This window comes from Halopseudomonas sp. T1L2 (assembly GCF_055397385.1).
The window spans coordinates 3,551,810-3,576,745 of the sequence record NZ_AP040865.1 but is presented as its reverse complement, the minus strand read 5'-3'; the positions used below and the strand labels follow the sequence as shown (position 1 = coordinate 3,576,745).

Sequence of the window (24,936 nt, the reverse complement as noted above, 5' to 3'; positions counted from 1 at the left end):
GATCTTAGCCTTCGTAGGCCTCGATCGGCGGGCAGGCGCAGAACAGGTTGCGGTCACCGTACACGTTGTCGATCCGGTTCACGCTCGGCCAGAACTTGTTGGCCGCGACCCAGGGCTGCGGGAATACCGCTTCTTCACGGCTGTAGGCACGCTGCCAGTCGCCGGTGATATCAGCCAGGGTGTGCGGCGCGTTGTGCAGCGGGTTGTCCTCTGCCGTCCACTCGCCCTGCTCGACCTTGTGGATCTCGGCGCGAATGGTCAGCATCGCGTCGATAAAGCGATCCAGCTCGGCCTTGGACTCACTCTCGGTCGGCTCGATCATCAAGGTGCCGGCTACCGGGAACGACATGGTCGGCGCATGGAAACCAAAGTCCATCAGGCGCTTGGCCACATCTTCTTCGCTGATACCCGAGGCTGCCTTGAGCGGACGGATGTCGATGATGCATTCGTGCGCCACCCGGCCGTTGCGACCGCTGTACAGCACCGGATAGGCATCACCCAGACGCTTGGCCAGATAGTTGGCGTTGAGGATCGCGACCGAGGTGGCCTGACGCAGACCGATGGCACCCATCAGGGCGATGTAGGTCCAGCTGATCGGCAGAATGCTCGCGCTGCCCCACGGCGCCGCGCTGACTGCGCCGTTTTCCGGGTTCGGGCCATCCAGCGGTACCACCGGGTGGTTGGCAACGAACGGCGCCAGATGCGCCTTGACGCCGATCGGGCCCATGCCCGGGCCGCCGCCGCCATGCGGAATGCAGAAGGTCTTGTGCAGGTTCATGTGCGATACGTCGGCGCCGATGTCGGCCGGACGGGTCAGGCCCACCTGTGCGTTCAGGTTGGCGCCATCCATGTACACCTGACCACCGTGCTGGTGGATGATCTCGCAGATCTCGCGGATACCTTCCTCGTAGACACCGTGGGTCGACGGGTAGGTGATCATCAGGCAGGACAGGTTGTCGGCGTTGTCTGCAGCCTTCTGACGCAGGTCAGCCACATCCACGTTGCCCTGATCGTCACAGTTGACCAGCACCACGCGCATGCTTGCCATCATCGCCGAAGCCGGGTTGGTGCCGTGCGCCGAAGTCGGGATCAGACAGACGTTGCGGTGACCCTCGTCGTTGCTTTCATGGAACTTGCGGATCGCCAGCAAACCGGCGTACTCGCCCTGCGCGCCGGAGTTCGGCTGCATGCAGATGGCGTCAAAGCCGGTGATGGTGCGCAGCATCGCTTCCAGCTCGTCGATCATCTGCTTGTAGCCCTCGGCCTGCGCCAGCGGGGCAAACGGGTGCAACTGACCGAATTCCGGCCAGGTGATCGGGATCATCTCGGTGGTGGCGTTCAGCTTCATGGTGCACGAGCCGAGCGGGATCATCGCGTGGTTCAGCGCCAGATCCTTGTTCTCCAGCGACTTGATGTAGCGCAGCATCTCGGTTTCCGAGTGGTAGCTGTTGAACACCGGGTGAGTCAGATAGGCGGACGTGCGACGCAGAGCCGCCGGAATGCCCATCTCGGTGGCGCTGACCTTGGCGTCCAGCGTGGCAATATCCTGACCGTGCGCGGCACCGGCGAAGGCAGCCAGCAGTTGGTCGATGGTAGCGCGGGTGGTGGTTTCATCCAGGCTGACGCCCAGGTGATCGGCATCGATCACGCGCAGGTTGATACGGGCGGCGCGGGCGCGTTCCAGAATCTCGCGGGCCTTGCCCGGCACCTTCAGGGTCAGGGTGTCGAAGAAGGTCGCGTTGCGACGCTCGATGCCCTGCGCACTCAGGCCTTCAGCCAGAATCGCGGTAAAGCGCTGCACCCGCTCGGCGATCTGCTTGAGACCCTGCGGGCCGTGGTAGACCGCGTAGAAGCTGGCGATATTGGCCAGCAGCACCTGTGCGGTACAGATGTTCGAGTTGGCCTTCTCGCGACGAATGTGCTGCTCACGGGTCTGCAGCGCCATACGCAGGGCGCGGTTGCCACGGGTATCGACAGACACACCGATGATGCGACCCGGCATCGCACGCTTGTACGCGTCGCGGGTGGCAAAGAACGCCGCGTGCGGTCCGCCGTAGCCCATCGGCACGCCAAAGCGCTGCGCCGAGCCGAAGACCACGTCGGCGCCCAGCTCACCCGGCGGGGTCAGCAGGGTCAGGCCGAGCAGGTCGGCGCCCACGCAGGCCAGACCTTTCTGCGCCTGAACCTGTTCGATCAGCGGCTTGAGGTCGCGGATCTCACCCCAGGTTGTCGGGTACTGGAACAGCGCCCCAAACACCTCGTAGTCGCCCAGCGTGCTGACGTCATCGACCACCACGTCGAAGCCGAAGGCCTCGGCGCGGGTCAGCACCACGGAGATGGTCTGCGGATGGCAATCCTGATCAACAAAGAACAGGTTGCTCTTACTCTTGGCAACCCGCTTGGCCAGCGCCATCGCTTCGGCCGCAGCGGTGGCTTCGTCCAGCAGCGAAGCGCTGGCCAGCTCCATGCCGGTCAGGTCGATGGTCAATTGCTGGAAGTTCAGCAGCGACTCCAGGCGACCCTGGGCAATCTCCGGCTGATACGGGGTGTAGGCGGTGTACCAGCCCGGGTTTTCCAGCACGTTGCGCAGGATCACGGTCGGCGTCAACGTGCCGTGGTAACCCATGCCGATGCAGGAGGTGAAGATCTGGTTGTGGCTGGCAACCTGCTTCAGATAGTCCAGCACCTCGGCCTCGCTGCGCGGGCCGTCCAGCGCCAGCAGATCAGTGCGCAGAATGCTCTGCGGCACGGTCTCGGCAACCAGCGCTTCCAGCGAGGAGGCGCCCAGGGTCGACAGCATGGCTTGCTGCTCTGCGGCGTCCGGGCCGATGTGACGACGAATGAAGGCGTCGGTCTGTTCCAGCTCGACGAGGCTCGGGGTGTGGCTCATGGGGTGTACCTGTGCAAAGTGTGAAAGCAAAAAGCCCCGACGCGAATCAGGGCTTCAGCACTACAGCAAAAAAACCGGTCAGATGGAGGCGCCGTAGGCTGCGGCGTCCATCAGCTTGTCCAGTTCGGCAGCGTCACTCGGCTTGATCTTGAAGAACCAGGCCTCACCGTACGGTGCACTGTTGACCAGCTCGGGGGAGTCGGCCAGGGCGTCATTGACGGCGATGATTTCGCCACTGATCGGTGCGTAGATGTCGGAAGCGGCCTTGACCGACTCGACCACCGCGCACTCTTCACCGGCAGCGACTTCGCGACCTACCTCGGGGCACTCGACAAAAACCACGTCGCCCAGCAGGTCCTGCGCATGGTCGGTGATACCAACGGTCACGGTGCCATCGGCTTCCAGACGGGTCCACTCGTGGCTGGCGGCGTAACGCAGATCGGCGGGAATGTTGCTCATGGGAATATCCTCGGGGGTTGAACTTGATACTTATTCGATGACCGACTGGCCGTTGCGAACGAAGCAGGGCTTGACCACGCGCACGTCCAGCAGCTTGCCGCGAATCTCGACCTTGGCGCTGCTGCCGGTCGCACGTGGCACACGGGCCAGCGCGATGGAGTAACCCAGGGTCGGGGAAAAGGTACCGCTGGTGATTTCGCCCTCGCCGACACCGTCGACGATAACCTTCTGGTGGCCACGCAGCACCGCGCGTTCTTCCAGCACCAGACCCACCAGCTTGGGCTGATCGCCGGCGGCTTTCTGAGCTTCGAGCGCCTGACGGCCGATAAAGTCGCGCTCAGCCGGCTCCCAGGCGATAGTCCAGGCCATGTTGGCGGCCAGCGGCGAGATGCTTTCATCCATATCCGAGCCGTACAGGTTCATGCCGGCTTCCAGGCGCAGGGTGTCACGCGCACCCAAACCACAGGGTTTGCAGCCGGCGGCCAGCAGCGTTTGCCAGAATTCGGCTGATTGCTCGGCGGGCAGCATGATTTCCAGACCGTCTTCACCGGTGTAACCGGTACGACCGATAAACCAGTCACCCGAGGCCAGGCCCTGGAACGGCTTGAGGTCACTGATCAACGCCGCGCGATCATCGTTGACCACCGATTTGACCAGCTCCAGGGCCTGCGGGCCCTGTACCGCGATCATTGCCAGGTCGGCGCGCTCGGTCAGCTTCACGGCAAAAGACTCGGCCTGAGTGTTCATCCAGGCCAGATCCTTCTCGCGGGTTGCCGCGTTAACCACGACCCGGTAACCGTCGCTTGCCAGATAGACGATCAGATCGTCAATCACCCCGCCCGCCTCGTTCAGCATACCGCTGTAAAGCGCCTTGCCGGGCGTCTTCAGGCGGGCAACGTCGTTGGCCAGCAGGTACTGCAGATAGGCCTGAGCCTCGCTGCCAGCCACATCGACGACGGTCATGTGGGACACATCAAACATGCCGACAGCACGGCGTACCTGATGGTGTTCTTCGAGTTGGGAGCCGTAGTTGATCGGCATTTCCCAGCCGCCAAAATCGACCATCTTGGCACCAGCAGCAAGGTGCTGGTCGTACAGAGGGGTCCGCAAGGCCATTGCGCCGTCCTTCAATCAGGGGGTTGCAAAGGGCGAATTGTAGCCGCAAACCTGCGCTCTGTGCAGCCCGTCGATCAGCGCGTGCGGCGACTGACCGGCTGCGCGGAGCGACGTATCAAGATGATCACCGGCAGCAAGCCGGTCGCCACCAGTGTAATCGCCGGCAGCGCCGCCCGGGGCCAGTCGCCCTCTGCGGTCAGGCTGTGGATGCGCACGGCCAGAGTATCCCAGCCAAAAGGCCGCATCAGCAGGGTTGCCGGCATTTCCTTGAGCACATCGACAAACACCAGCAGACCGGCGCTGAGCAATCCGGGCACCAGCAGCGGCAAATAGACGCGCCAGAATACGCTGAAGCCGGAATGTCCCAGGCTATGTGCGGCTTCGGGCAGGGCCGGCCGAATGCGCGCGAGCGACGTATCGATCGGACCGCTGGCAACCGCCATGAAGCGAATCAGGTAGGCCAGCAGCAGCGCAAACAGACTGCCCAGCAACCAGGGCCGTGGCTCCTCAACGCCGAACCAGCCCTGTAGCGGAACCAGCAACTGATTATCGGCAAAACTGAACGCAAACATGATGCCGACCGCCAGCACAGATCCGGGCAGGGCATACCCCAGATTGGCCAGCGCGACCGCCGAGCGCACCCGACGCATAGGTTGCAGACGCCGAGCCAGCACCATCAGCAGCGCAACAGACACCGTCAGGAACGCAGCGATGGCACCCAGGCTCAGGGTATTGCGAATCAGCGACCAGTAGCGGTCATCGAAGTCATTGCGATCACTGGTCAACAGCCAGTAGAACAGCTGTAACAGCGGGATCACGAACGCGATTGCCAGTACCAGCAGACAGTAACCGGTCGCCAGCCAGCCACGCGCCCCCCGCAGACGAAACAGTGCCCCCTGGCGCGGCTTGTCAACGCCGGGGAAACGCCGACTACCCTGCGCCCGGCGCTCGGCATAGAGCGCCAGCAGAACGAACAGCAGCAGCAGACTGGCTAGCTGGGTGGCTGTCTGCAGGCTGTAAAACCCGTACCAGGTCTTGTAAATAGCGGTGGTGAAGGTGTCGTAATTGAATACCGAGACCGCGCCGAAATCCGCCAGCGTCTCCATCACTGCCAGCGCGGCACCAGCGCCGATCGCCGGCCGCGCCATTGGCAGTGCAACCCGCCAGAACGCATGCCATGGGCTGTGACCCAGAATGCGCGCCGCCTCCATCAGCCCGCGCCCCTGCGCCAGAAAGGCACCGCGCGCCAGCATGTAGACGTAGGGATAAAACACCAGCACCAGTACAAAGATCACACCGCCGGTGGAGCGAATCGAAAACATCCGAAAATCGTTGCCCAGCCAGCTGCGCAACAGGCTTTGCAGCGGCCCGGCAAAGTCCAGCAGGCCGATCATCACAAAGGCGAGCACGTAGGCGGGTACCGCAAACGGCAGCATCAACGCCCAATCCAGCCATCGTCGCCCCGGAAACTCGCACAGACTGGTCAGCCACGCCAGGCTGACGCCGAGCAGCACCACACCCGCGACCACGCCAACCGACAGCACCAGAGTGTTACCGAGCAGGCGCAGCATCTGGGTTTCCAGCAGGTGGCGCCAGATACTGGTATCCAGACTGCTCCAGCTCAGCGCCAGTACCAGCAACGGCATCAGTACCAGCGCGGCACCTGTGTAGGCTACGGCGCGCCAGTGGGGCTTGGACACAACGGACGGAAGCGGCACTCAGACTCCTGCGAGCTCAACCAGTGGAGCAAAAACAACAACGCCCGGCCGGGGCATATGACCCCGGCCGGGCGTGCAGTATATCGGCAAAATCGCGCCGGATCAGTTCCAGCCAACGCGATCCATCAACATGATGGCCTCGGCCTGACGGCGACCGGCCACTTCCACATTGACGTCGTCACGTTTGAACGAGCCCCAGGAGGCAACCTCTTCGGACGGCGCAACCGATTCGTTGGCCGGAAATTCCTGGTTGACGTCGGCAAACACGCGCTGGGCTTCTTCGGTGGTCAGCCACTCAAGGAAGGCGATCGCGCCGCGACGGTGCTTGGCGTAATGGGTCACACCGGCGCCGGAGATGTTGACGTGAACGCCACGGTCATCCTGATTCGGCCAGAACAGCTTGATCGGCAGGTCGGGATTGGCTGCTTCCAGGCGACCGAAGTAGTAGCTGTTGACGATACCGACATCGCACTGCCCGGCCTCGATGGCGTTCAGCAGCGCGGTATCATCCGGGAACACCGGCGTTGCCAGGTTGCTGACCCAGCCCTGCAGGACTTCAGTGGTGCGCTCGACACCGATAGTTTCCATCATGGTGGCGGTCAGGGACTGGTTGTACACCTTCTTGGCAGTACGCAGACACAGACGGCCGGCCCAGGCCTCATCCGCCAACGCTTCATAGGTGCTCAGTTCGGCCGGATCAACCCGCTCGGTGGAATAGGCAATGGTGCGGGCGCGCAGCGACAGACCGGTCCAGTAACCGTTGGCGGAACGGTACTTGGCCGGAATGTTGGCATTGATGATGTCGGACTCGACCGGGCGCAGCACACCCTGCTGTTCGGCCTGCCAGAGGTTACCGGCGTCCACGGTGATCAGCAGATCAGCCGGCGTATTGGCACCTTCGGCCTTCAGACGCGCCAGCAGCGGCGCCTCGCTGTCGGTGATGAACTGAAAGGTGGTACCGGTCTTCTCGGTGTAGAGGTCGAATACAGGCTTGATCAGGTGGTCCTGACGTGCCGAATAAACAACCAGTTCCTTGGCCTGAGCGACACCACTCAGGGTACTGATGGCCAGGCCAAAGACTGCCAGCTTGCGGATCACAGACATGAAAACGCCTCTCCGTTGAAAAAATGAGAGGAGATGATAATCATTCCCCATTGCACTGGCAATGCGGCGTACTGCCCCAGTCCGTCGCGAGATGTTACCGATCAGCCGCGCGCAAGACTGGGCAGTTCTCCGCTCAGCCCCATGGCCTGACGCATGACGCCGCTTTTAAGTAGCGGAGCGCGATCAAACAGCGCCATACCGGTATTACGCAGCCAGCGCAGTGGCAAGGCGTCGGCATGGAACAGACGTTCAAAGCCTTCCATTGCCGCCATCACGGCCAGATTGTTGCCCATGCGCGCACGCTCGTAGCGCTCCAACACCGTCAGATCCGCGATATTCTCGCCACGCTCGCGGGCGGCCAGCAACACATCGGCCAGCTGGGCAGCATCGAGAAAACCAAGATTGACGCCCTGCCCCGCCAGCGGGTGAATGCTGTGGGCGGCGTCGCCCAGCAACGCCAGGCCCGGCATCACGTAGCGTTTGGCATGTCGTTGGCGCAGCGGAATGCAGACCCGCCGATCCGCCGCCAGAACAGGCCCCAGACGGCATTCCAGCGCTTCGGCAAGCGCAATGCAGAAACCCTTGTCATCCAGCGCCATGACCTGCTCGGCAGCCTCGGGCAGCAGCGACCAGACAATCGAACAGTAGTGTTTGCCGTCGCGCGACGGCAATGGCAGAAAGGCCAGCGGGCCGGACGGCAAAAATCGTTGCCAGGCGGTCTGCTGGTGCGGTTCGGACAACTCCACCGTGGTGACCACCGCGTGATGCAGGTAATCCCACTCGCGCATGGCAAAACCGGCCAGGTCACGCAGCTGAGAACGGGCACCATCCGCGGCGAGAATCAGCGGCGCGTGCAACTGGCGGCCGTCATCGAGATTGAGTCGCCAGCCGTCGTCCTCCTGCACCAGTCCTTGCACGCGACTGTCACCGAGCAGCTCGACCGGGAGCCCCTGCAGAACCGCCAGCAGCGCATTCTGAACCTGCCAGTTCTCGACAATATGCCCCAGGCGCAACTCATTCAGTGAACGGGCGTCAAACCGCACCTCACCGGTACCTTCGGCATCCCAGACGCACATATGACGATAGGCGCAGCGCCGCGACGAGGGAATCTGCTGCCAGGCGCCGAGGCGGCGCAGAATCTGCTCGGACGCTGCGCTCAGCGCACTGACCCGCGGATCGTACCCGGAGCCACTGAGCGGCTCTGGCACCGGCTGCAGGGACTGCGCATCCAGCAGCGCCAGCTTCAGGCCACTATCGGCCAGCGCACAGGCCAGCGCCGAGCCGACCATGCCGGCCCCCACCACAATCAGATCAAAACGCTGTTGCATCTGTGCGCTCCAGAGTTATCCCTTAAGGCCCATTGCCTGCCGGGCAAACACCGACTTGAGCGGTGCCACGATATCCATCCCCAGCAGGCCCAGATTACGCCCTGCCGCCAGCACCGGACGACGGTTACTGAACAGCCGGGTCAATCCGTCACTGAACGCAATGGTCTGCTGCTGGTCCCGGCGCTGGCGATCAAGGTACCCCTCAAGCAGGCGCAGATCACCAGGCGCGCCGTGCGCCGGGGCATCAATCAGGGTATCAGCCAGTGCCATGGCATCGCGCAGGCTGAGATTGAAGCCCTGACCGGCGATAGGGTGCAGGCTGTGTGCGGCATTACCCAGCACAACCAGGCCGGTTCGCACCTGCTCTTCAGCCTCGATCAGGCTGAGCGGATAGGCATGCCTTTGCCCCACGCGGGTCAGTGCACCCATACGAAAGCCAAAGGCATCCTGCAACGCCTCAAGAAACGCCGCATCGGAGAGTGTCATGACCTCGTCCACCTGCGCGTCAGGCTGCGTCCACACCAGCGCACTGCGCCCGGCGGACATCGGCAACAGCGCCAGCGGGCCGTTGGGGGTAAAGCGCTCGTAGGCGACGCCATCATGGCCCTGCGAGCTGGTGATATTGGCGATAATCGCGGTCTGCCCATAGGGGCGCACCTGACGATGAATGCCCAGTTGCTCCAGCAGGCCCGAGCGGCCGCCGTCAGCGACTATCAGCAGATCAGCGGCCTGCTCGTGCAACTGCTCATGCTCCTCAACCTGCATCAGCCAGCCACTGCGGGCAGGCTCGGCGCGCACCACCCGGGCCGGCGCCTGCCAGCGCACTACCGCAGGGTCCAGTGCAGCCAGCAGCACCTTCCCAAGCGCGGCATTTTCGACCACATAGCCAAGCGCGGGCACCCGCTCTTTTTCGGCAAACAACCGGGTAACCCCGGGATGGCCGCGATCGGATACATGAATCTGGCGGATGGGCTCTGCCTGTCCGGCCAGTTCGGCCCATATACCGAGCTGCTCAAACAGCAGGTAACTGCCGTGCGACAGCGCGGTCGAACGCGCGTCAAAACTTGGCTGAGTCTGTCCTCTGGCCGGCGGTTGCGCCTCAATCAGATTGATTCGCCAGCCGCGACGGGCTGCATGCTGCTGCAGGGCCAGGGCCAGGCTGGCACCCACCATCCCGCCACCGACGATACTGATGTGCTGGCTCACGCCGGCTCGGCCTCGGGCTGACGCGCGGCAGCCATCAGCGCCTCGATTTCATCCGGATCTTTCGGCACCTTGCCAGTCAGCACCTGATAACCGGTCTTGGTAACAACCACATCATCTTCAATACGAATGCCGATACCGCGCCACTTACGTGGCACCGTCTCGTCATCCGGCGCAATATAGATGCCGGGTTCCACGGTCATCACCATGCCCGGTTCCAGCTCGCGCCAGACACCGCCCACCCGGTATTCGCCCACATCGTGTACATCCATACCCAGCCAATGACCGAGACGGTGCATATAGAAACGGCGGTAGGCTTCGCTGGCAATCAGCTCGTCGACATCGCCCTTGAGCAGCCCCAGATCGACCAGCCCTGCGGTGATCGTCCGCACGCTGGCATCATGGGACTCATTCCAGCTGTGCCCGGGACCAATTACCGCCATGGCGGCTTCCTGCGCGGCCAGCACGATCTCGTAGATCGCCCGCTGCTCCGGGCTGAACTTGCCATTGGCAGGGAAGGTACGGGTGATATCGCTGGCGTAGCAATCGAGCTCGCAGCCGGCGTCGATCAGCACCAGATCGCCATCGCGGACCTGTGCCGTATTCTCGGTGTAATGCAGGATGCAGCCGTTGACGCCGGCCGCCACGATCGACGAGTACGCCGGTGAGCGGCTGCCGTGGTGCATGAAGCAATGCTGCAGCTCGGCCTCGATCTGATACTCGTATACGCCGGGTCGGCAGAACTGCATGGCACGCACATGGGCCTGACAGGAAATATCGGCGGCGGCCTGCATGACTTTCAGCTCACCCGCACTCTTGTACAGTCGCATGTCGTGCAGCAGATGGTCCAGCGCCAGAAACTCCTTCGGCGGCTGGGCACCGAGACGCGCCTTGCTGCGAATCAGGTTGATCCAGTTGGTCAGCCGACGGTCAAAGTCGGCATTGGCGCCCATGGCGTAGTAGACACGCTCCCGCCCTTCAATCAGCCCAGGCAGGATGTCGTCGATATCATTGATCGGGAACGCATCATTGGCACCGTATTCGACAACTGCGCCTTCCTGCCCGGCGCGATAGCCATCCCACAACTCGCGTTCCTTGTCGCGTTCGCGGCAGAACAACACGTACTCGCCGTGCTCACGCCCGGGCACCAGCACGGCCACCGCCTCCGGTTCGGGAAAACCGGTCAGGTACTGAAAATCACTGTCCTGGCGATAATTGTGTTCAACATCACGATTACGGATAAAGACCTGCGCCGCCGGCAAAATGGCGATGCTGTTGGGTTCCATCTGACTCATCAGCGCCTTGCGGCGGCGCGCATATTCGGCCTTGGTGATTCGCATGCTTACCTCTTCAATGCAGAGCAGCGGGGGGCGTATCCTGTTTCGGGTCGGCGCTCTGGCACTCGCTGAACAGCATCAGGGTTGCCATGCGCACGTATTCCATCACTTCCATAAAGTCCACTTCGTTGGCCTCGGACTCGTCGAGGTCGGTCTGAACCTGCGAGATGGCAGCGAAGTCACGCAGGACGCCATCGGCCTCCTCGCTCAGCTGGGCGCTGCGCTCGACCATGCCGAAACCGGCCAGAAAACCCTCGCACCACTGCCCCAGCGCGGCAGTCCGGTGATCGATGGCGGCGCTGTCATCGGGCAACACCAGCGTCAGATCGAACCCGCTACCCGACAACTCGGCCAGACTGGCGTCGTACAACTGGATCAGCGCCACCTTGCCGGCCTCGGTCAGAGCCCCGCGACCATCCAGCAACTCCTGCGCCACACTCAGCCAGGTGGTATGGTCCAGCCGCGCACCCGCACTCAGACGACCGACCAGATGGCCATGCAGCTCGGCCGGCTGACCCACCGCGCCCACGTCGCTGCAGATCTGCGCATAACGATCAAAATCAAACACTGCCGGCATCAAGGCCATAAACATACTCCAGACTGCTGACTGAGGCTGCCGCAAACTCGCAAATACCGGTATCCTGCGCCCGACAAAGCGACCCGCGCAGCGGGTAAACCCAATGGCCTCTATTGTGCCTGCCCGGACCCGGTTAAATCTACCGCCGGGACCGCCAATCGGCCCGCCCGACAGGCCAGCGGCGAGGGGTTTGACCGCCCTGCGGGCCGCCTCTATAGTGGCTCAACCCCCGGGACGACAGAATGGCGGCAATGGACCAATCCGATATCAACGCACTGACTCAGCGCATCAGCCAACTGATCGACCTGTGCGACCAGCTGAAATTGCAGAACCAGCACTTGCAGGCACAGGAGCGCCTCTGGCGCGACGAGCGTGTTCAGCTAATCGAAAAGAACGATTTGGCCCGTCAGAAGGTCGAAGCCATGATTTTGCGACTCAAATCCCTGGAGCACGACTCATGAGCCAACCCCTGACAGTCACCCTGCACATTCTGGACAAGGAATACCGCGTTGCCTGCCCGCCGGAAGAGCGCAGCAATCTGGAGCAGGCCGCACGCCACCTCGACACCACGATGCGCGACATCCGCAACAGCGGCAAGGTGATTGGCGTTGAGCGCATCGCCGTCATGGCGGCACTGAATATCACCCACGAAATGCTGACCGGCAGTCACCAGCAGGACAGCACGCTCAGCGCACAGCAGGCGCAGATCAGCGAGCTGGTCAAACGGCTGGATCAGGCACTGGAAAGCCACAAGGCCTGACATCAGCCCATTAAGGCATCGAAGTCCCTGCCGCTTTTCTGTATAGTGAGCCCATCCCTGGGGTGTTGGCCAGCCGGAGATGTCCCTGAGCCGATACTCCTGTACCAGGAGAGGACGCGCTGATACCAGTGTGCATGTCCGCATGACGGAAAGCCTGAGGTATCGCCGTAATCTCCGCCTTGAACTTTCGGGTTCAAGGGCTAACCCGGCAGCGGCACTCTGGGGACCTTCTTTGATATGACTCTCACTGCGTCACGCACCACCCTTCGCAAGCAGCTGCGCCAGGCTCGCCGGGCACTCAGCCCCGCCCAGCAGCGCAGGGCAGCCTTACGACTGGCGGCCAACCTGGCCCAGGACAAGCGCTTTCTGCGCGCCCGGCATATCGCCTTTTACCTGGCGAATGACGGCGAGATTGACCCAACCCCACTCATGCTCCTTGCCCGCCGCCATCGCAAGCACTGTTACCTGCCTGTGCTGCAGCGCTGGCCAGCCACGGCGATGGTGTTTCAGAAACTGACCAGGGGCCAACGCTGGCAGCGCAATAGATTCGGTATTCGCGAGCCACTACGCAGCCGCAAACAACAGGTCAAGGCCTGGCGCCTGGATCTGGTGTTGGTGCCACTGGTCGGATTTGACCCGCAGGGTAACCGCCTCGGCATGGGCGGAGGATTCTATGACCGCACCTTCGCCTACCGCGGACGTCGGAAGCACACCAGCCGTCCCTGCCTGATCGGCCTGGCACACGAATGTCAGCGGGTCGAGCACCTGCCGTGCGCGGGATGGGATATCCCGCTTGATGGCGTGATTACGGACTGCAGACGCTACTGATCAGGGCACCTGTTCAACAACAGGCTCTGCGTTACGATCCAGGTAGCTCTGGGTATACCCCGTAGTGACCACCCCCAAACCAAACACAATGACCAGTACCCACAGCAAATCCGGTTTGCGTCTCACGAGTTGCCTCCTAATTGCTACGGCAATCTAATAATCAGTGCGAGACGGATATACGCCTTTCCCATCCCCCGATGAGACAAGTCATATCCGTGTATCACACGCTGTCTTACACTCATGCAAAAATTGCGTCAACTCACCCAGGAGAGTGTCATGGCCTATTGGCTGATGAAATCCGAGCCCGATACCTTTTCCATTTCCGACCTGGAGCGCCTGGGGCAGGCTCCCTGGGATGGCGTACGCAACTATCAGGCGCGCAACTTCATGCGCAACATGCAGCCGGGTGACCAGTTTCTGTTTTACCACTCCAGCTGCCAGCCACCCGGCATTGCCGGTATCGGTCGCATCATTGGCGAACCCTACCCGGACCGCACCGCCATCGATCCCGACAGCCCTTACTACGACCCGAAAGCCAGCACTGAAAATCTGCCATGGACGGCAGTGGACGTGGCATTCGAGAGAAAGTTCCCAACCCTGTTGACACTCACCAGGCTGCGCTCGCTGAACGGTCTGGAGGCGCTGGCATTATTACAGCGAGGCAGCCGGCTGTCGGTGATGCCGGTCACGGAGCAGCAGTGGCAGATTGTGCTGGGGGCAGCATAACTGACGCCCTCTGGCCGACAACAAAGCAATGTGCTATCAGTAGGCATACGCCCCGGGAATATCTATGCCAGCACCCGCTATTGATCGCCACGCAAAGAAGCTTCCTGCGCTGATCGTCGTTCTTTGTTGCGCCCTGGCGATCGCGCTGTTCGTTGTCTGGCGCGCACTTTATCTTGCTGAACAGGAGCAGGCCCGCGCACGCCTTCAACTTGAGTCTGACGCACTGGCGCACCAGATTGAGGCCCATTTCGGCAATCAAACCGAGGCCCTGCTTCGGCTCGCCAAGCGATGGCCACTGCACAGCAGCCGCCGAGATCTGTGGAATAGCGATGTCGAGCAGTTGCTGCACGACTTTCCGAGCTTTCAGGCCATCGAGTGGCTGGATCGTAACTACCGGATGCAATGGGTCGAGCCACTGGCAGGCAATGAAGCCGCCGCCAATCTGGTGTATCAGCCGCCCCATCCCAATTACCCGGTTCTGCTCAGCTCAGGCAGCAGCGGCCGGCCACAGCTGAGCAACGCCTTCACTCTCGCTCAGGGTGGTCTCGGCCTGGCCTATTATGTGCCGCTTTATCTGAAGGATGGGCAGTTCGACGGCTTTCTGATCGGCATCTTCCGTGTCGAGGTGCTGCTGAACGACCTGGTGCAGCACCTGCACACCGAACCGATGAACCTGCGGCTACTCGAGAACGAAAACATGCTGTTCAGCACCGGCGCAACCAACCTGCCCGGCGCGAACTGGAACGTCGGCAGCCCGGTTCGCCTGGGCGGTAACAACGATTTCCGGCTGCTGATCTACCCAAGCCAGCAATTGCTTGAACGCACCACCACCTCCCTGCCGGCACTGGTAACCGGCACCAGCACACTGATTGCCATCTTGCTCTGCTGCTCGCTCTGGCTGGCGGTGCGCGGCACGCAGCGCAACCGCCTGGTAAACGAAAGCAACCGCAGGTTGCAAGCCGAGATCACCCGGCGACAGAAAACCGAGGAGACCCTGAAGCAAAGCCAGGCGCACATGAGGCTGGTCAATGACATGACCGACAACAGCCACGATGCACTTTTCATTATCAGCCTGGCGCCTCTGGAAATTGTCTATCTGAACCGCACCTGCTGGCAGGGGCTCGGCTACACCGAACAGGAGCTTCGTAATCTGGTGCAGGTTTCCCCCACAGACGTGATACCCGACGCAGCACAGTGGCTCGCAGACCTGCGCAAGATGCTCAAGCGCGAGGGTGATGCGATCTTCCAGAGGCGGGTCATGCATCGTGACGGACACAGCGTACCGCTTGAGGTCAGCGTTCGCCACATCCGCCGCATGGGCAGGGACTACCTGATCTGCGTCGGCCGCAACAACAGCGAGCAACTGCAGATTGCAGAGCAACTGCAACGCCTGTCTCACCAGGACGGCCTGACAGGGTTGTTCAACCGCCGCCACTTCGACGACACCATACTCAGAGAATGGCGACGACTGCGCCGCGAGCAGGCTCCACTAGGACTGCTGATGCTCGATGTTGATTATTTCAAGCGATTCAACGACGAACTGGGTCACCAGGCTGGCGACGACGCCTTGCGACAGCTGGCAGCCGCCCTGAATAGAGCCCTGACCCGTGAGGGAGACTGCATTTGCCGTTACGGCGGCGAGGAGTTCGCGGTCATCTTGCCCGGTGCCGACGCCAGCCAGTGCCTGCAGGCAGCCGGACGGGTACACGAAGCCGTGGCCAAAATCGCCATTCACCACCCGAAAACCTCAGTGGCATCCGGCCTGCTGACAGTCAGCATAGGCGCCGCCAGCCTGATTCCGGCCTCCGACAAAACACCGGATGACCTGATCCGCCAGGCGGACCTGGCGCTCTATCAGGCCAAGACCAACGGCCGCAACCGCACCGAACTGGGTGATGAGACAACCACCTTGTAACACTCAGCCCAGATAGAGACGATAGGCCGGATTGTCGGTCTCGTCCCAGTACGGATAACCAATGGCTTCCAGCGCCGCAGGGATCAGATGCCGCTCAGACTCGGGCACCTGCAGTCCGGCAACCACACGGCCATAGGCCGCGCCGTGGTTACGGTAATGGAACATGGAGATATTCCAGCGTCCGCCCAACTTGTTGAGGAAGTTGAACAAGGCACCGGGGCGCTCCGGAAACTCGAAACGGAACACCTGCTCGTCAGTCACGTGTTCGGCATGACCGCCGACCATGTGACGCACATGCAACTTGGCCAGCTCGTTGTCGGTCAGATCCAGCACCGGGAAGCCGTCCGCAGCCAGTTGGCTGACCAGCTTGTCGCGCGGATCGAGCTCCGGATGGGTCTGCACCCCGACGAAGATGTGCGCCTCGCTGCCAGTGTGATAGCGGTAGTTGAACTCGGTGATCGCCCGTTTACCGATGGCCTCGCAGAACTGCTTGAAGCTGCCGGGCTTTTCCGGGATGGTCACCGCCAGCAGCGCCTCGCGCTTCTCGCCGATTTCCGCACGCTCGGCAACGTGGCGCAGACGATCGAAGTTGATATTGGCGCCCGAGTCGATGGCCACCAGCACCTGGCCGCTGCACCCTTCGCGCTCCACATATTTCTTGATGCCGGCAACACCCAGACAGCCGGCCGGCTCGCAGATCGAGCGGGTGTCGTCGTAGATATCCTTGATCGCTGCACACATCTCGTCGGTGGTGACGGTAATCACTTCATCAACATACCGGCGACAGACCTCGAAGGTGTGCTCACCGATCTGCGCCACCGCCACGCCGTCGGCAAACAGACCAACCTGGCCGAGCACCACCCGCTCATCGGCGGCCATGGCGGCCTGCAGACAGGCTGAATCCTGCGGTTCGACGCCGATCACCTTGATGTCCGGGCGCAGATACTTTACGTAGGCGGCGATACCGGCGATCAGGCCGCCCCCACCGACCGGGACGAAGATCGCATTCAGCGGACCCTGCACCTGACGCAGAATTTCCATTGCCACGGTACCCTGACCGGCAATGGTGTCCGGGTCGTCGTAAGGGTGGATATAGACGAAGCCCTTTTCCTTAACCAGCTTCTGCGAATAGGCCAGCGCCTCATCAAAGGCATCGCCGTGCAGAACCACCTTGCCGCCCCGGGCCCGCACCGCCTTGACCTTGATCTCGGGCGTGGTGCGCGGCATCACGATGGTCGCCTTCACGCCCATATGACGCGCAGCATAGGCCAGGCCCTGGGCATGGTTGCCGGCTGAGGCCGCGACCACGCCACAGGCGCGCTGCTCGTCGGTCAGCTGGGCCAACTTGTTGTAGGCGCCGCGAATCTTGAACGAGAACACCGGCTGCAGGTCTTCACGCTTGAGCAGCACGGTATTGCCCAGCCGCTCGGACAGAAAGGGTGCGGCGTGCACCGGGGTTTCCACCGCCACATCGTAAACCGGGGAGCAGAGAATCTTCTTGACGTAGGTTTCCAGCATGGGTGAGGTCAACTGATCGCAGGGGATGGGAAAGGCGCCAGTCTAGCGAATCACAGCCCGCGCGACTACACGCGCGCCCCTGCAACCCCGTATAATCGCACTCTTTGCCCAGCCAACGATGAGGAGCCGAGATGACCCAGGACGAAATGAAACAGGCGGTAGGACAGGCCGCCGTTGAGCGCCTGCTGCCACATCTGGATGCCAACAGCATCGTCGGGGTGGGTACCGGCTCCACCGCCAACTGCTTCATCGACGCCCTGGCCAAGCACAAACTGGCGTTTGACGGCGCCGTCGCCAGCTCCGAAGCCACCGCCGAGCGTCTGAAAGGCCACGGCATCGCAGTCTACGATCTGAACAGCGTGCCGCAGCTGGACTTCTATGTTGACGGCGCCGACGAAAGCAACGAAAACCTCGAACTGATCAAGGGCGGTGGCGCCGCCCTGACCCGTGAAAAAATTGTCGCCGCCGTAGCCAAAACCTTTATCTGCATCGCTGACGAAAGCAAACTGGTGCCGGTGCTGGGCGAGTTCCCGCTGCCGGTCGAAGTCATCCCGATGGCGCGCAGCCACGTGGCCCGCGAGATCGTCAAGCTCGGCGGCGATCCGGTTTACCGTGAAGGCTGCGTGACCGACAACGGCAACGTCATCCTCGACGTCTACAACATGTCGATTGTCAACCCGAAGCAGCTGGAAGCCGACCTCAACGCCATCGTCGGGGTGGTCTGCAACGGCCTGTTCGCCGCCCGTCCGGCTGACGTGCTGCTGCTGGGGACACCACAGGGCGTGCGTACTATCGAGCGCAGCTGAACCGCTGCGCTACTGGCCGGGTACGAAGCGATAGAACAGATTCGGCTCGCTGACCATATACAGCCGCCGCTGCCGATCTATCGCCAGCCCCTCCGCCTGCGGCACCGTTTGCTGCAGGCCGCCCATACCTCTCCAGAGGCCAAGCAGGCTGCGCGGATGCCCCTCTTCGTCATACTCAACCACCATGTTGGACTGATCGCTCAGCAACAGCAGATGGCCGGTTTCATCATGCAGACTCAGCGAAGACAGATCACGCATAAACAGCCGCGGCGAGTCCGGGGGTTTCAACTCGGTGATGTGCACGCTGATGACCGCTCCAGGCTCGGCTCCAACGAAGCCGGTTACCGCCAACACCCTTAGCGGATCACGCTCCTTGACCACCAGCAGGCGGCGTTGACGCGCATCCCAGGACAGGCCCTCAAACCCCTTGTTGCCGTTAAGGTCGAGACCGATCACCAGGCTGGGTGCGCCAGCCACATCAATCTGCTCAGCTCCGCTGGGCACCTCGATCTCGATCAGACGCTGGGTCCGCTCTTCAGCAATCACAAAGCGGTCATCGACGACATGGGTCAACCCCTCCATGTCCACCACCCCGTTGATCCGCACCTTACGCAGCAACTGACCGTCCGTCGACAACTCGACCAGCAGCGGCTCGCCATTAAGCACCGCAAACAGCGTTCCCGTTTCAGGATTGAAGGTCAGCGCAGAAACATCGTCGTCCAGCCCTTGAATAGGCTGAGCCTGGATATCGGCCCGGTAGTGATCGAGCTCCAGCGAATCGACATGAGGAGGAGCCTGATGCATCCGCCAGCTATGCCACCAGATGGCATCAAGATGAAGATAATGAATACCCGCTGCAGCACCCAGCAGCAAAAGGACCACGGCAAGCAAAAACTTCTTCATATTTGGCTTCCGACAGCGGAACGGCGCAGCGTCAGACCGCTGCCGGTGCCATAGGTTCATTCGGCGATGCGTGTCTGCACCTGCAGCTTACCGGCAATGGCCAGGGTCAGCTCATCACCGGGGTTGAGTACGCCAACACCAGCCGGGGTACCGGTGATAACAACGTCGCCCGGCAGCAGACTGAACTGGTTCGCGATATGCCGCACCAGCGCCACAATCGGCGTAATCATTTCCGCTGCGCTACCCTGCTGCCGGCGCTCGCCATTGATGTCCAGCTGCAGAGACAGCGCGTGCAGATCACCCGCCTGGGCCTTGGGCACGAATGGCGACAGCGGGCAGGCGCCGTCAAACGCCTTGGCGCGCTCCCAAGGGTGACTCTTGGCCTTCAGCTGATCCTGCAGCTCACGCAGAGTCAGATCCAGTGCCAGGCCCACGCCAATGATCGCCGCCTCGGCTTCTTCCTCGCTGACCAGACCGCTCAGCGGCGCACCGATCAGCAGCGCAATCTCCGTCTCGTAATGCACCGGGCCGCGCCCCTGCACCAGCTTGATCGGCGGCGTCATCGGCACCACCGAGGTCGCCGGCTTGATGAACAGCAGCGGCTCGGTCGGTACCGGGTTGTTCAGCTCGCGGGCATGCTCGGCGTAGTTGCGACCGACACACACCACCTTGCCCATTGGCAGATCAATCACACTGCCGTCTACATACTGATGCTGGTAGGTCATATACCCTGCTCCCGCTTTTGCCTTTGCTTGCCGCTTGAAGCTTGAAGCTTGAAGCTTGAAGCTTGAAGCTTGAAGCTTGAAGCTGTCAGTTGAATATCTTGCCGGGGTTCATGATGCCGTTGGGGTCGAACACGGCCTTGATTGCTTTCATCACAGCGATTTCCTCCGGGCTGCGGCTGTAGGTCAGATAGTCGCGCTTGGTCATGCCGACGCCGTGCTCGGCAGAGATCGAGCCGTTGTACTTCTCGACGATCTCGAACACCCACTTGTTAACCGTCGCACACTTGGCGAAGAACTCGTCCTTGGACAGATTCTCGGGCTTGAGGATATTCAGGTGCAGGTTGCCGTCACCGATGTGGCCGAACCAGACGATCTCGAAATCCGGGTAATGCTCGCCAACGATATTGTCGATGTCATGCAGGAAGGCCGGCACCTTGCCGACGGTCACCGAGATGTCGTTCTTGTAAGGCGTCCAGTGGGAGATGGTTTCCGAGATGAACTCGCGCAGCTTCCACAGATTTTCCAGCTGCTGCTGGCTCTGGCTCATCACGCCATCGAGCACCCAGCCCTGCTCCACACAGTGCTCGAAGGTCGCCAGCGCGTCGTTGGCAATGTCCTCGCTGATCGCTTCGAACTCCAGCAGCGCGTAGAACGGGCACTCGGTTTCGAACGGCGCGGGCACATCGCCACGGCCCATGATCTTGGCCATCGCCTTGTCGGAGAAGAACTCGAAGGCCGTCAGATCCAGCTTGTCCTGAAACGCGTGCAGCACCGGCATGATGGAATCGAAATCCGGCGTACCCAGCACCATCGCAGTCAGATTCTTCGGCGCACGTTCCAGACGCATGGTCGCCTCAACCACAAAGCCCAGCGTACCTTCAGCGCCGATAAACAGCTGACGCAGATCGTAGCCGGTGGCGTTCTTGATCAGGTCACGGTTCAGCTCCAGCAGCTCGCCGGTACCGGTGACGACCTTCAGGCCGGCCACCCAGTTGCGGGTCATACCATAGCGAATTACCTTGATACCGCCGGCATTGGTGCCGATATTGCCGCCAATCTGGCTGGAACCGGCGGAAGCGAAGTCCACCGGGTAGTACAGCCCCTTTTCCTCGGCAAACTGCTGCAGCTGCGCGGTCACCACGCCCGGCTGGCAGACCACGGTGCGGTCGTAAGCGTTGAACTCGCCAATCTGATTCATGTAGTCAAACGACACCACGATCTCGCCGTTGGCAGCCACCGCCGCCGCCGACAGGCCGGTACGGCCGCCGGAGGGCACCAGCGCCAGCTTCTGTTCGTTGGCAAAGCGCACAATCGCCTGCACCTGCTCAACGGTCTTTGGAAACACAATCGCCAGCGGAGCCGGAGCAAAGTGCTTGGTCCAGTCCTTACCCCAATTGTCGAGGGATTCGGCGTCGGTCCGCACCTTGTCCGGATCAACCAGCGTCTTGAGGGTTGCAATCACAGCGTCTGGGGTCATGGCGAGCTCTCAAAGGGAATTCATGCAGCGCCTGAACACATTTCATGCGCAGCCAGGCATCAAAAAAGGCAGATTATGCTAGCATACGCGACTTCCGAAACAGGACCCCTCCGTCGCATTCCGGGGCAGACGGGTTGCTCGGCCTTCCTTCATCAGCATTTTGGGTAACTGCACCATGACCATGGCCAAAACCTCGCTGGACAAAAGCAAGATCAAGTTTCTGCTCCTCGAGGGCGTACACCAGACTGCGGTCGATACTCTGAACGCCGCTGGCTATACCAACATCGAGTACCACACGGGTTCGCTGCCGGAAGAGCAGCTGAAAGAATCCATTGCCGACGCTCACTTCATCGGCATCCGTTCCCGCACCCAGCTGACTGAAGAGATCTTCAGCCACGCCAACAAGCTGGTCGCGGTCGGCTGCTTCTGCATCGGTACCAACCAGGTTGATCTCGACGCCGCCATGCGTCAGGGCGTAGCGGTATTCAACGCGCCGTACTCCAACACCCGTTCGGTTGCCGAACTGGTGCTGGCCGAAGCCATTCTGCTGCTGCGCGGGATTCCCGAGAAAAATGCCTCCTGCCACGAAGGCGGCTGGATCAAGAGCGCTACCGGCTCCTATGAGATCCGCGGCAAGAAGCTCGGCATCATCGGTTACGGCTCGATCGGTACCCAGCTGTCGGTTCTGGCCGAAAGCCTTGGCATGCAGGTGCTGTTCTACGACGTCGTCACCAAGCTGCCGCTGGGCAACGCCACCCAGGTAGGTTCGCTGAACGAGCTGCTGGCAGAGGCCGACATCGTCACCCTGCACGTGCCGGAAACCGCCGCCACCAAGTGGATGATCGGCGAGAAGGAAATCCGCACCATGAAGAAGGGCGGCATTCTGATCAACGCCGCTCGCGGCACCGTGGTCGATATCGACGCACTGGCTGCAGCGCTGCGCGACAAGCACCTGAACGGCGCTGCCATCGACGTATTCCCGGTTGAGCCGCGTGCCAACGGTGAAGAGTTCGTCAGCCCGCTGCGCGAGTTCCAGAACTGCATCCTGACCCCGCACATCGGTGGCTCGACCATGGAAGCTCAGGCCAACATCGGTCTGGAAGTCGCCGAGAAGCTGGTTCGCTACAGCGACAACGGTACCTCCATTACCTCGGTCAACTTCCCGGAAGTCGCTCTGCCGTCACATCCGGGCAAACACCGCCTGCTGCACATCCACGAGAACGTGCCGGGCGTCATGAGCGAGATCAACCAGGTGTTCGCTGCCAACGGCATCAACATCTGCGGTCAGTTCCTGCAGACCAACGAGAAGGTTGGCTACGTCGTCATCGACGTCGATGCCGAGTACTCCGATCTGGCTCTTGAGAAGATCCAGCAGGTCAAGGGCACCATCCGCGTTCGCGTGCTGTTCTAAGCAGCTCGCTGCAACGCCAAAAGGCGCAACCTCGGTTGCGCCTTTTTCGTTTTATGCGCGCCCTCTAGCTCTGAAGCAGCGCAGCCAGATCAGCAAGCTGCTCTTCGTTGAAAACCCGCACACCCGCCTGTCGCAACGCCGCCGCGGCCACGCCCTCACCCGACACGCGCACGCCGCTGAAGCTGCCATCATAGGTTTCGACATTACCGCAGGACGGGCTCCGTGCCTTGAGCAGCGCGTAACGGATACCGTGCCTGCGCACCAGCGCCAGCGCCTGCTCGGCGCCGCGAACAAAGGGCGCGGTGACATCCTCGCCCTGATCGGTATGCACCGGCAACCGTCCGGCCAGCACCTCTGCGCCCTGCCCACCGGGAATTTCGGCAGGCGGGCGTGGCGTCGGCAGGCCTCCGGCGACTTCCGGGCACACCACGACCAGTCGCCCCTGCGCCTGCCACTCCAGCAATTGCTGCAACGGATCAAAACCGCCACCGTCATAACGTACCCGCTGACCCAGCAGGCAGGCACTGACCAGAATCCTCTCCATGCGTACTCCCAGAGTGGCTGCGCGATGGAGCGATCAGCGCAGCAGCGGGTTATCCGGCCGACGGCGGAACCAGCCGGTCAGGCTGGCGCGCTCAAAGCGCGACGCCAGCACTTCATGCTCGACATCGGCACTGGTAAAAATCACCACGGTGCCGGCCCGCGGGGCAACATCGCGCTCGCCATCCGCCAGAAACAGCCGCAGCTCACCGCCATCGCCCGGCTGCCATACCGAGTTCAGATAGGCTACCACCGATATGGTGCGCAGCGGGCTGTCCTGAAAACGATCGAGATGGCGCTGATAGCCGGCCCCGGGCGGATATAGCGCATAGTGGGTTTCAAAGGTATCGAGCCCGAGAAACAGGCTGCGGTTGAGCGCTTCACGCAGCCCGTCCATCAGCGCCATGTACGCTCGACCGGCTGCCGTTGGCGGGCACTCATCCAGCCAACGGGTGTAGTCACCGCGAATACCTGGCACGACCAACTGACTGTCACCGCGGCCGATGGCTGCGGGCGTGAGGTCATCCTGCTGCCAGAGACTTCGGCAGTCTCGCTCCAGCGCCTGCGCCAGCGATTCGGGCAGAAACTGCTCCTGCACGGACCAGCCACGCTCGGCCAACTCATCAGCCACGCACGCATAACGTGAGGCCGGTACCAACGGGAACTCGGACATAGTGACACTACTCAAAGGGAGGGACGTCTACTCGTCGCTGTTGGCGGAGGGCTGGTACGCGGCAGGAGAAGAACATCTGCTACCGTGCGCAGCAACGAGACCCGCATTTTAGGTGATCACCCCCAACAGGCAAGCAATTTTGCGCACCGCCAATCCAGAGAAAATCATGCCCCAAACATTGCTCCGCGCCGCACAGGGCGCACTCTTCGCCGGACTTGTCTGCCTTGGCCTCTCGGTTCAGGCAGAAACCCACCAGTTGTACCAGGCTTCCGGCATGAAAACACATCAGGAACACTTCCAGCAGGCCTTGAGCAAGGCTAGCAGCCGGTACGCTGCCCAGCTGCCCGCAGCACTGGCCGACAGCCTGATGCGCAAAAGCAGCGAACGTTTTGCACCGGACCGCATGGAAGCGCGCGCCATGGCGAGCCTATCCGTCAATCTGTCAGACCAGCAGCTGAGCGAAGCCCTGCGGTTCTACCGCAGCGATCTTGGCCGGTTGATCACTGCCGCCGAAACCCGCGCCACCTCCCCCGCCGAGGTCAGCCGGATGCAGGCCGGCTTGCCTGCGCAGAACCCGAGCGCACAGCGGGCAGCACTGCTGAATCGGCTTGGCAAACAGCTTCCGGCACTGGACATGGGCGAGGAAGTATCGCTCGCGCTCGCCAGTCTGGCGACCCAAAGTGCGAACGATATGCTGGGCGGCCTGCTGACCATTCCCGACGGGCTGGCGGACCAGCGCCGCGGCACACTGCGCGCCCAGATGGAACCCAACCTGCCGCAGACCCTGGCCTACGTCTACCGTGACCTGACGGATCAGCAACTGGGGCGCTACGCCGACTGGAGCGAGTCCGATGCGGGCCGCGCCTTTTTCCAGGCCGCCAGCGCCGCCGCGCGCGATGCACTGACCCCCTAAGCCAGGCGA

General features: G+C 61.9%; 24 protein-coding genes and 1 other RNA gene. 9 read left to right on the top strand and 16 right to left on the bottom strand.

Features of this window, described 5'->3' with window-relative positions:
* Positions 1-4: 4 nt before the first annotated feature.
* From gcvP to ACZ5WQ_RS16840, 9 genes are all read right to left on the bottom strand, one after another.
* A complete protein-coding gene (gene gcvP / locus ACZ5WQ_RS16880) occupies positions 5-2,890 on the bottom strand; it encodes an aminomethyl-transferring glycine dehydrogenase (protein ID WP_464382723.1) in 2,886 nt (961 codons plus the stop codon).
* A 78-nt stretch (positions 2,891-2,968) separates the two neighbouring features.
* Positions 2,969-3,349, bottom strand: a complete 381-nt coding sequence (gcvH, locus tag ACZ5WQ_RS16875) for a glycine cleavage system protein GcvH (protein ID WP_228245442.1) — start codon at positions 3,347-3,349, stop codon at positions 2,969-2,971.
* A gap of 30 nt (positions 3,350-3,379) precedes the next feature.
* Positions 3,380-4,465, bottom strand: a complete 1,086-nt coding sequence (gcvT, locus tag ACZ5WQ_RS16870; RefSeq protein WP_285677445.1) for a glycine cleavage system aminomethyltransferase GcvT — start codon at positions 4,463-4,465, stop codon at positions 3,380-3,382.
* A gap of 74 nt (positions 4,466-4,539) precedes the next feature.
* The gene (locus ACZ5WQ_RS16865) at positions 4,540-6,111 is read right to left on the bottom strand and encodes an ABC transporter permease (RefSeq protein WP_410172312.1); all 1,572 of its coding nucleotides are present in this window, start codon (positions 6,109-6,111) and stop codon (positions 4,540-4,542) included.
* A 174-nt stretch (positions 6,112-6,285) separates the two neighbouring features.
* Complete coding sequence (locus tag ACZ5WQ_RS16860; protein WP_228245445.1) at positions 6,286-7,287, bottom strand: extracellular solute-binding protein; 1,002 nt, start codon at positions 7,285-7,287, stop codon at positions 6,286-6,288.
* Positions 7,288-7,388: 101 nt separating this feature from the next.
* A complete protein-coding gene (locus tag ACZ5WQ_RS16855) occupies positions 7,389-8,615 on the bottom strand; it encodes an FAD-dependent monooxygenase (protein ID WP_464382722.1) in 1,227 nt (408 codons plus the stop codon).
* A 15-nt stretch (positions 8,616-8,630) separates the two neighbouring features.
* The gene (gene ubiH / locus ACZ5WQ_RS16850; protein WP_464383664.1) at positions 8,631-9,788 is read right to left on the bottom strand and encodes a 2-octaprenyl-6-methoxyphenyl hydroxylase; all 1,158 of its coding nucleotides are present in this window, start codon (positions 9,786-9,788) and stop codon (positions 8,631-8,633) included.
* A 29-nt stretch (positions 9,789-9,817) separates the two neighbouring features.
* Positions 9,818-11,158, bottom strand: a complete 1,341-nt coding sequence (gene pepP, locus ACZ5WQ_RS16845) for a Xaa-Pro aminopeptidase (RefSeq protein WP_228245448.1) — start codon at positions 11,156-11,158, stop codon at positions 9,818-9,820.
* Positions 11,159-11,168: 10 nt separating this feature from the next.
* Positions 11,169-11,741, bottom strand: coding sequence for a UPF0149 family protein (locus ACZ5WQ_RS16840; RefSeq protein WP_228245449.1), 573 nt, complete (start codon positions 11,739-11,741; stop codon positions 11,169-11,171).
* Positions 11,742-11,983: 242 nt separating this feature from the next.
* On the opposite strand from ACZ5WQ_RS16840, the gene ACZ5WQ_RS16835 reads away from it, so the two are divergent.
* The 4 genes from ACZ5WQ_RS16835 to ACZ5WQ_RS16820 all read left to right on the top strand — a co-directional run bounded on the left by ACZ5WQ_RS16835 (position 11,984) and on the right by ACZ5WQ_RS16820 (position 13,320).
* Positions 11,984-12,193: a TIGR02449 family protein gene (locus tag ACZ5WQ_RS16835; protein ID WP_088274507.1), complete on the top strand. Its 210-nt coding sequence runs from the start codon at positions 11,984-11,986 to the stop codon at positions 12,191-12,193.
* Entirely contained in the window at positions 12,190-12,492 is a 303-nt protein-coding gene (locus ACZ5WQ_RS16830; RefSeq protein WP_088274505.1) for a cell division protein ZapA, read from the top strand. The genes ACZ5WQ_RS16835 and ACZ5WQ_RS16830 overlap by 4 nt, the downstream gene beginning before the upstream one ends.
* A gap of 51 nt (positions 12,493-12,543) precedes the next feature.
* Positions 12,544-12,722, top strand: a non-coding RNA gene (ssrS, locus tag ACZ5WQ_RS16825) — 6S RNA.
* Between the two features lie 7 nt (positions 12,723-12,729).
* Positions 12,730-13,320, top strand: coding sequence for a 5-formyltetrahydrofolate cyclo-ligase (locus tag ACZ5WQ_RS16820; RefSeq protein ID WP_464382721.1), 591 nt, complete (start codon positions 12,730-12,732; stop codon positions 13,318-13,320).
* Here the strand turns inward: ACZ5WQ_RS16820 and ACZ5WQ_RS16815 are convergent, their stop codons facing one another.
* Complete coding sequence (locus ACZ5WQ_RS16815; RefSeq protein WP_266101745.1) at positions 13,321-13,446, bottom strand: hypothetical protein; 126 nt, start codon at positions 13,444-13,446, stop codon at positions 13,321-13,323. It lies immediately after the preceding gene.
* Between the two features lie 150 nt (positions 13,447-13,596).
* On the opposite strand from ACZ5WQ_RS16815, the gene ACZ5WQ_RS16810 reads away from it, so the two are divergent.
* Positions 13,597-14,046, top strand: a complete 450-nt coding sequence (locus tag ACZ5WQ_RS16810) for an EVE domain-containing protein (RefSeq protein WP_269688057.1) — start codon at positions 13,597-13,599, stop codon at positions 14,044-14,046.
* A gap of 64 nt (positions 14,047-14,110) precedes the next feature.
* On the top strand, positions 14,111-15,961 hold the full coding sequence (locus tag ACZ5WQ_RS16805) for a sensor domain-containing diguanylate cyclase (protein ID WP_464382720.1): 1,851 nt from the start codon (positions 14,111-14,113) through the stop codon (positions 15,959-15,961).
* A 3-nt stretch (positions 15,962-15,964) separates the two neighbouring features.
* On the opposite strand, the gene ilvA is transcribed toward ACZ5WQ_RS16805, so the two are convergent.
* Entirely contained in the window at positions 15,965-17,479 is a 1,515-nt protein-coding gene (gene ilvA, locus ACZ5WQ_RS16800) for a threonine ammonia-lyase, biosynthetic (protein ID WP_233048977.1), read from the bottom strand.
* A gap of 131 nt (positions 17,480-17,610) precedes the next feature.
* Between ilvA and rpiA the strand changes: the two genes are divergently transcribed.
* On the top strand, positions 17,611-18,285 hold the full coding sequence (gene rpiA / locus ACZ5WQ_RS16795; RefSeq protein WP_285677451.1) for a ribose-5-phosphate isomerase RpiA: 675 nt from the start codon (positions 17,611-17,613) through the stop codon (positions 18,283-18,285).
* Positions 18,286-18,294: 9 nt separating this feature from the next.
* Here the strand turns inward: rpiA and ACZ5WQ_RS16790 are convergent, their stop codons facing one another.
* The 3 genes from ACZ5WQ_RS16790 to ACZ5WQ_RS16780 form a co-directional block, all read right to left on the bottom strand.
* Positions 18,295-19,188: an SdiA-regulated domain-containing protein gene (locus ACZ5WQ_RS16790; protein WP_464382719.1), complete on the bottom strand. Its 894-nt coding sequence runs from the start codon at positions 19,186-19,188 to the stop codon at positions 18,295-18,297.
* Positions 19,189-19,244: 56 nt separating this feature from the next.
* Positions 19,245-19,913, bottom strand: coding sequence for a fumarylacetoacetate hydrolase family protein (locus ACZ5WQ_RS16785; protein WP_338213123.1), 669 nt, complete (start codon positions 19,911-19,913; stop codon positions 19,245-19,247).
* An 85-nt stretch (positions 19,914-19,998) separates the two neighbouring features.
* Positions 19,999-21,390: an FAD-binding oxidoreductase gene (locus ACZ5WQ_RS16780; RefSeq protein ID WP_088274491.1), complete on the bottom strand. Its 1,392-nt coding sequence runs from the start codon at positions 21,388-21,390 to the stop codon at positions 19,999-20,001.
* Positions 21,391-21,571: 181 nt separating this feature from the next.
* Between ACZ5WQ_RS16780 and serA the strand changes: the two genes are divergently transcribed.
* A complete protein-coding gene (gene serA, locus ACZ5WQ_RS16775; RefSeq protein ID WP_228245566.1) occupies positions 21,572-22,801 on the top strand; it encodes a phosphoglycerate dehydrogenase in 1,230 nt (409 codons plus the stop codon).
* A 64-nt stretch (positions 22,802-22,865) separates the two neighbouring features.
* Here serA and ACZ5WQ_RS16770 read toward each other — a convergent pair whose 3' ends face one another.
* Both ACZ5WQ_RS16770 and ACZ5WQ_RS16765 read right to left on the bottom strand, forming a co-directional pair.
* Positions 22,866-23,345 (bottom strand): 2-thiouracil desulfurase family protein, encoded by a 480-nt coding sequence (locus ACZ5WQ_RS16770; RefSeq protein WP_233048973.1) that lies wholly within the window; start codon positions 23,343-23,345, stop codon positions 22,866-22,868.
* 33 nt (positions 23,346-23,378) lie between these two features.
* Positions 23,379-24,014 (bottom strand): 2OG-Fe(II) oxygenase, encoded by a 636-nt coding sequence (locus ACZ5WQ_RS16765; RefSeq protein WP_228245458.1) that lies wholly within the window; start codon positions 24,012-24,014, stop codon positions 23,379-23,381.
* A gap of 166 nt (positions 24,015-24,180) precedes the next feature.
* Here ACZ5WQ_RS16765 and ACZ5WQ_RS16760 point away from each other — a divergent pair, with 166 nt between their 5' ends.
* Positions 24,181-24,927 (top strand): DUF2059 domain-containing protein, encoded by a 747-nt coding sequence (locus tag ACZ5WQ_RS16760; protein WP_464382718.1) that lies wholly within the window; start codon positions 24,181-24,183, stop codon positions 24,925-24,927.
* Positions 24,928-24,936: the final 9 nt, after the last annotated feature.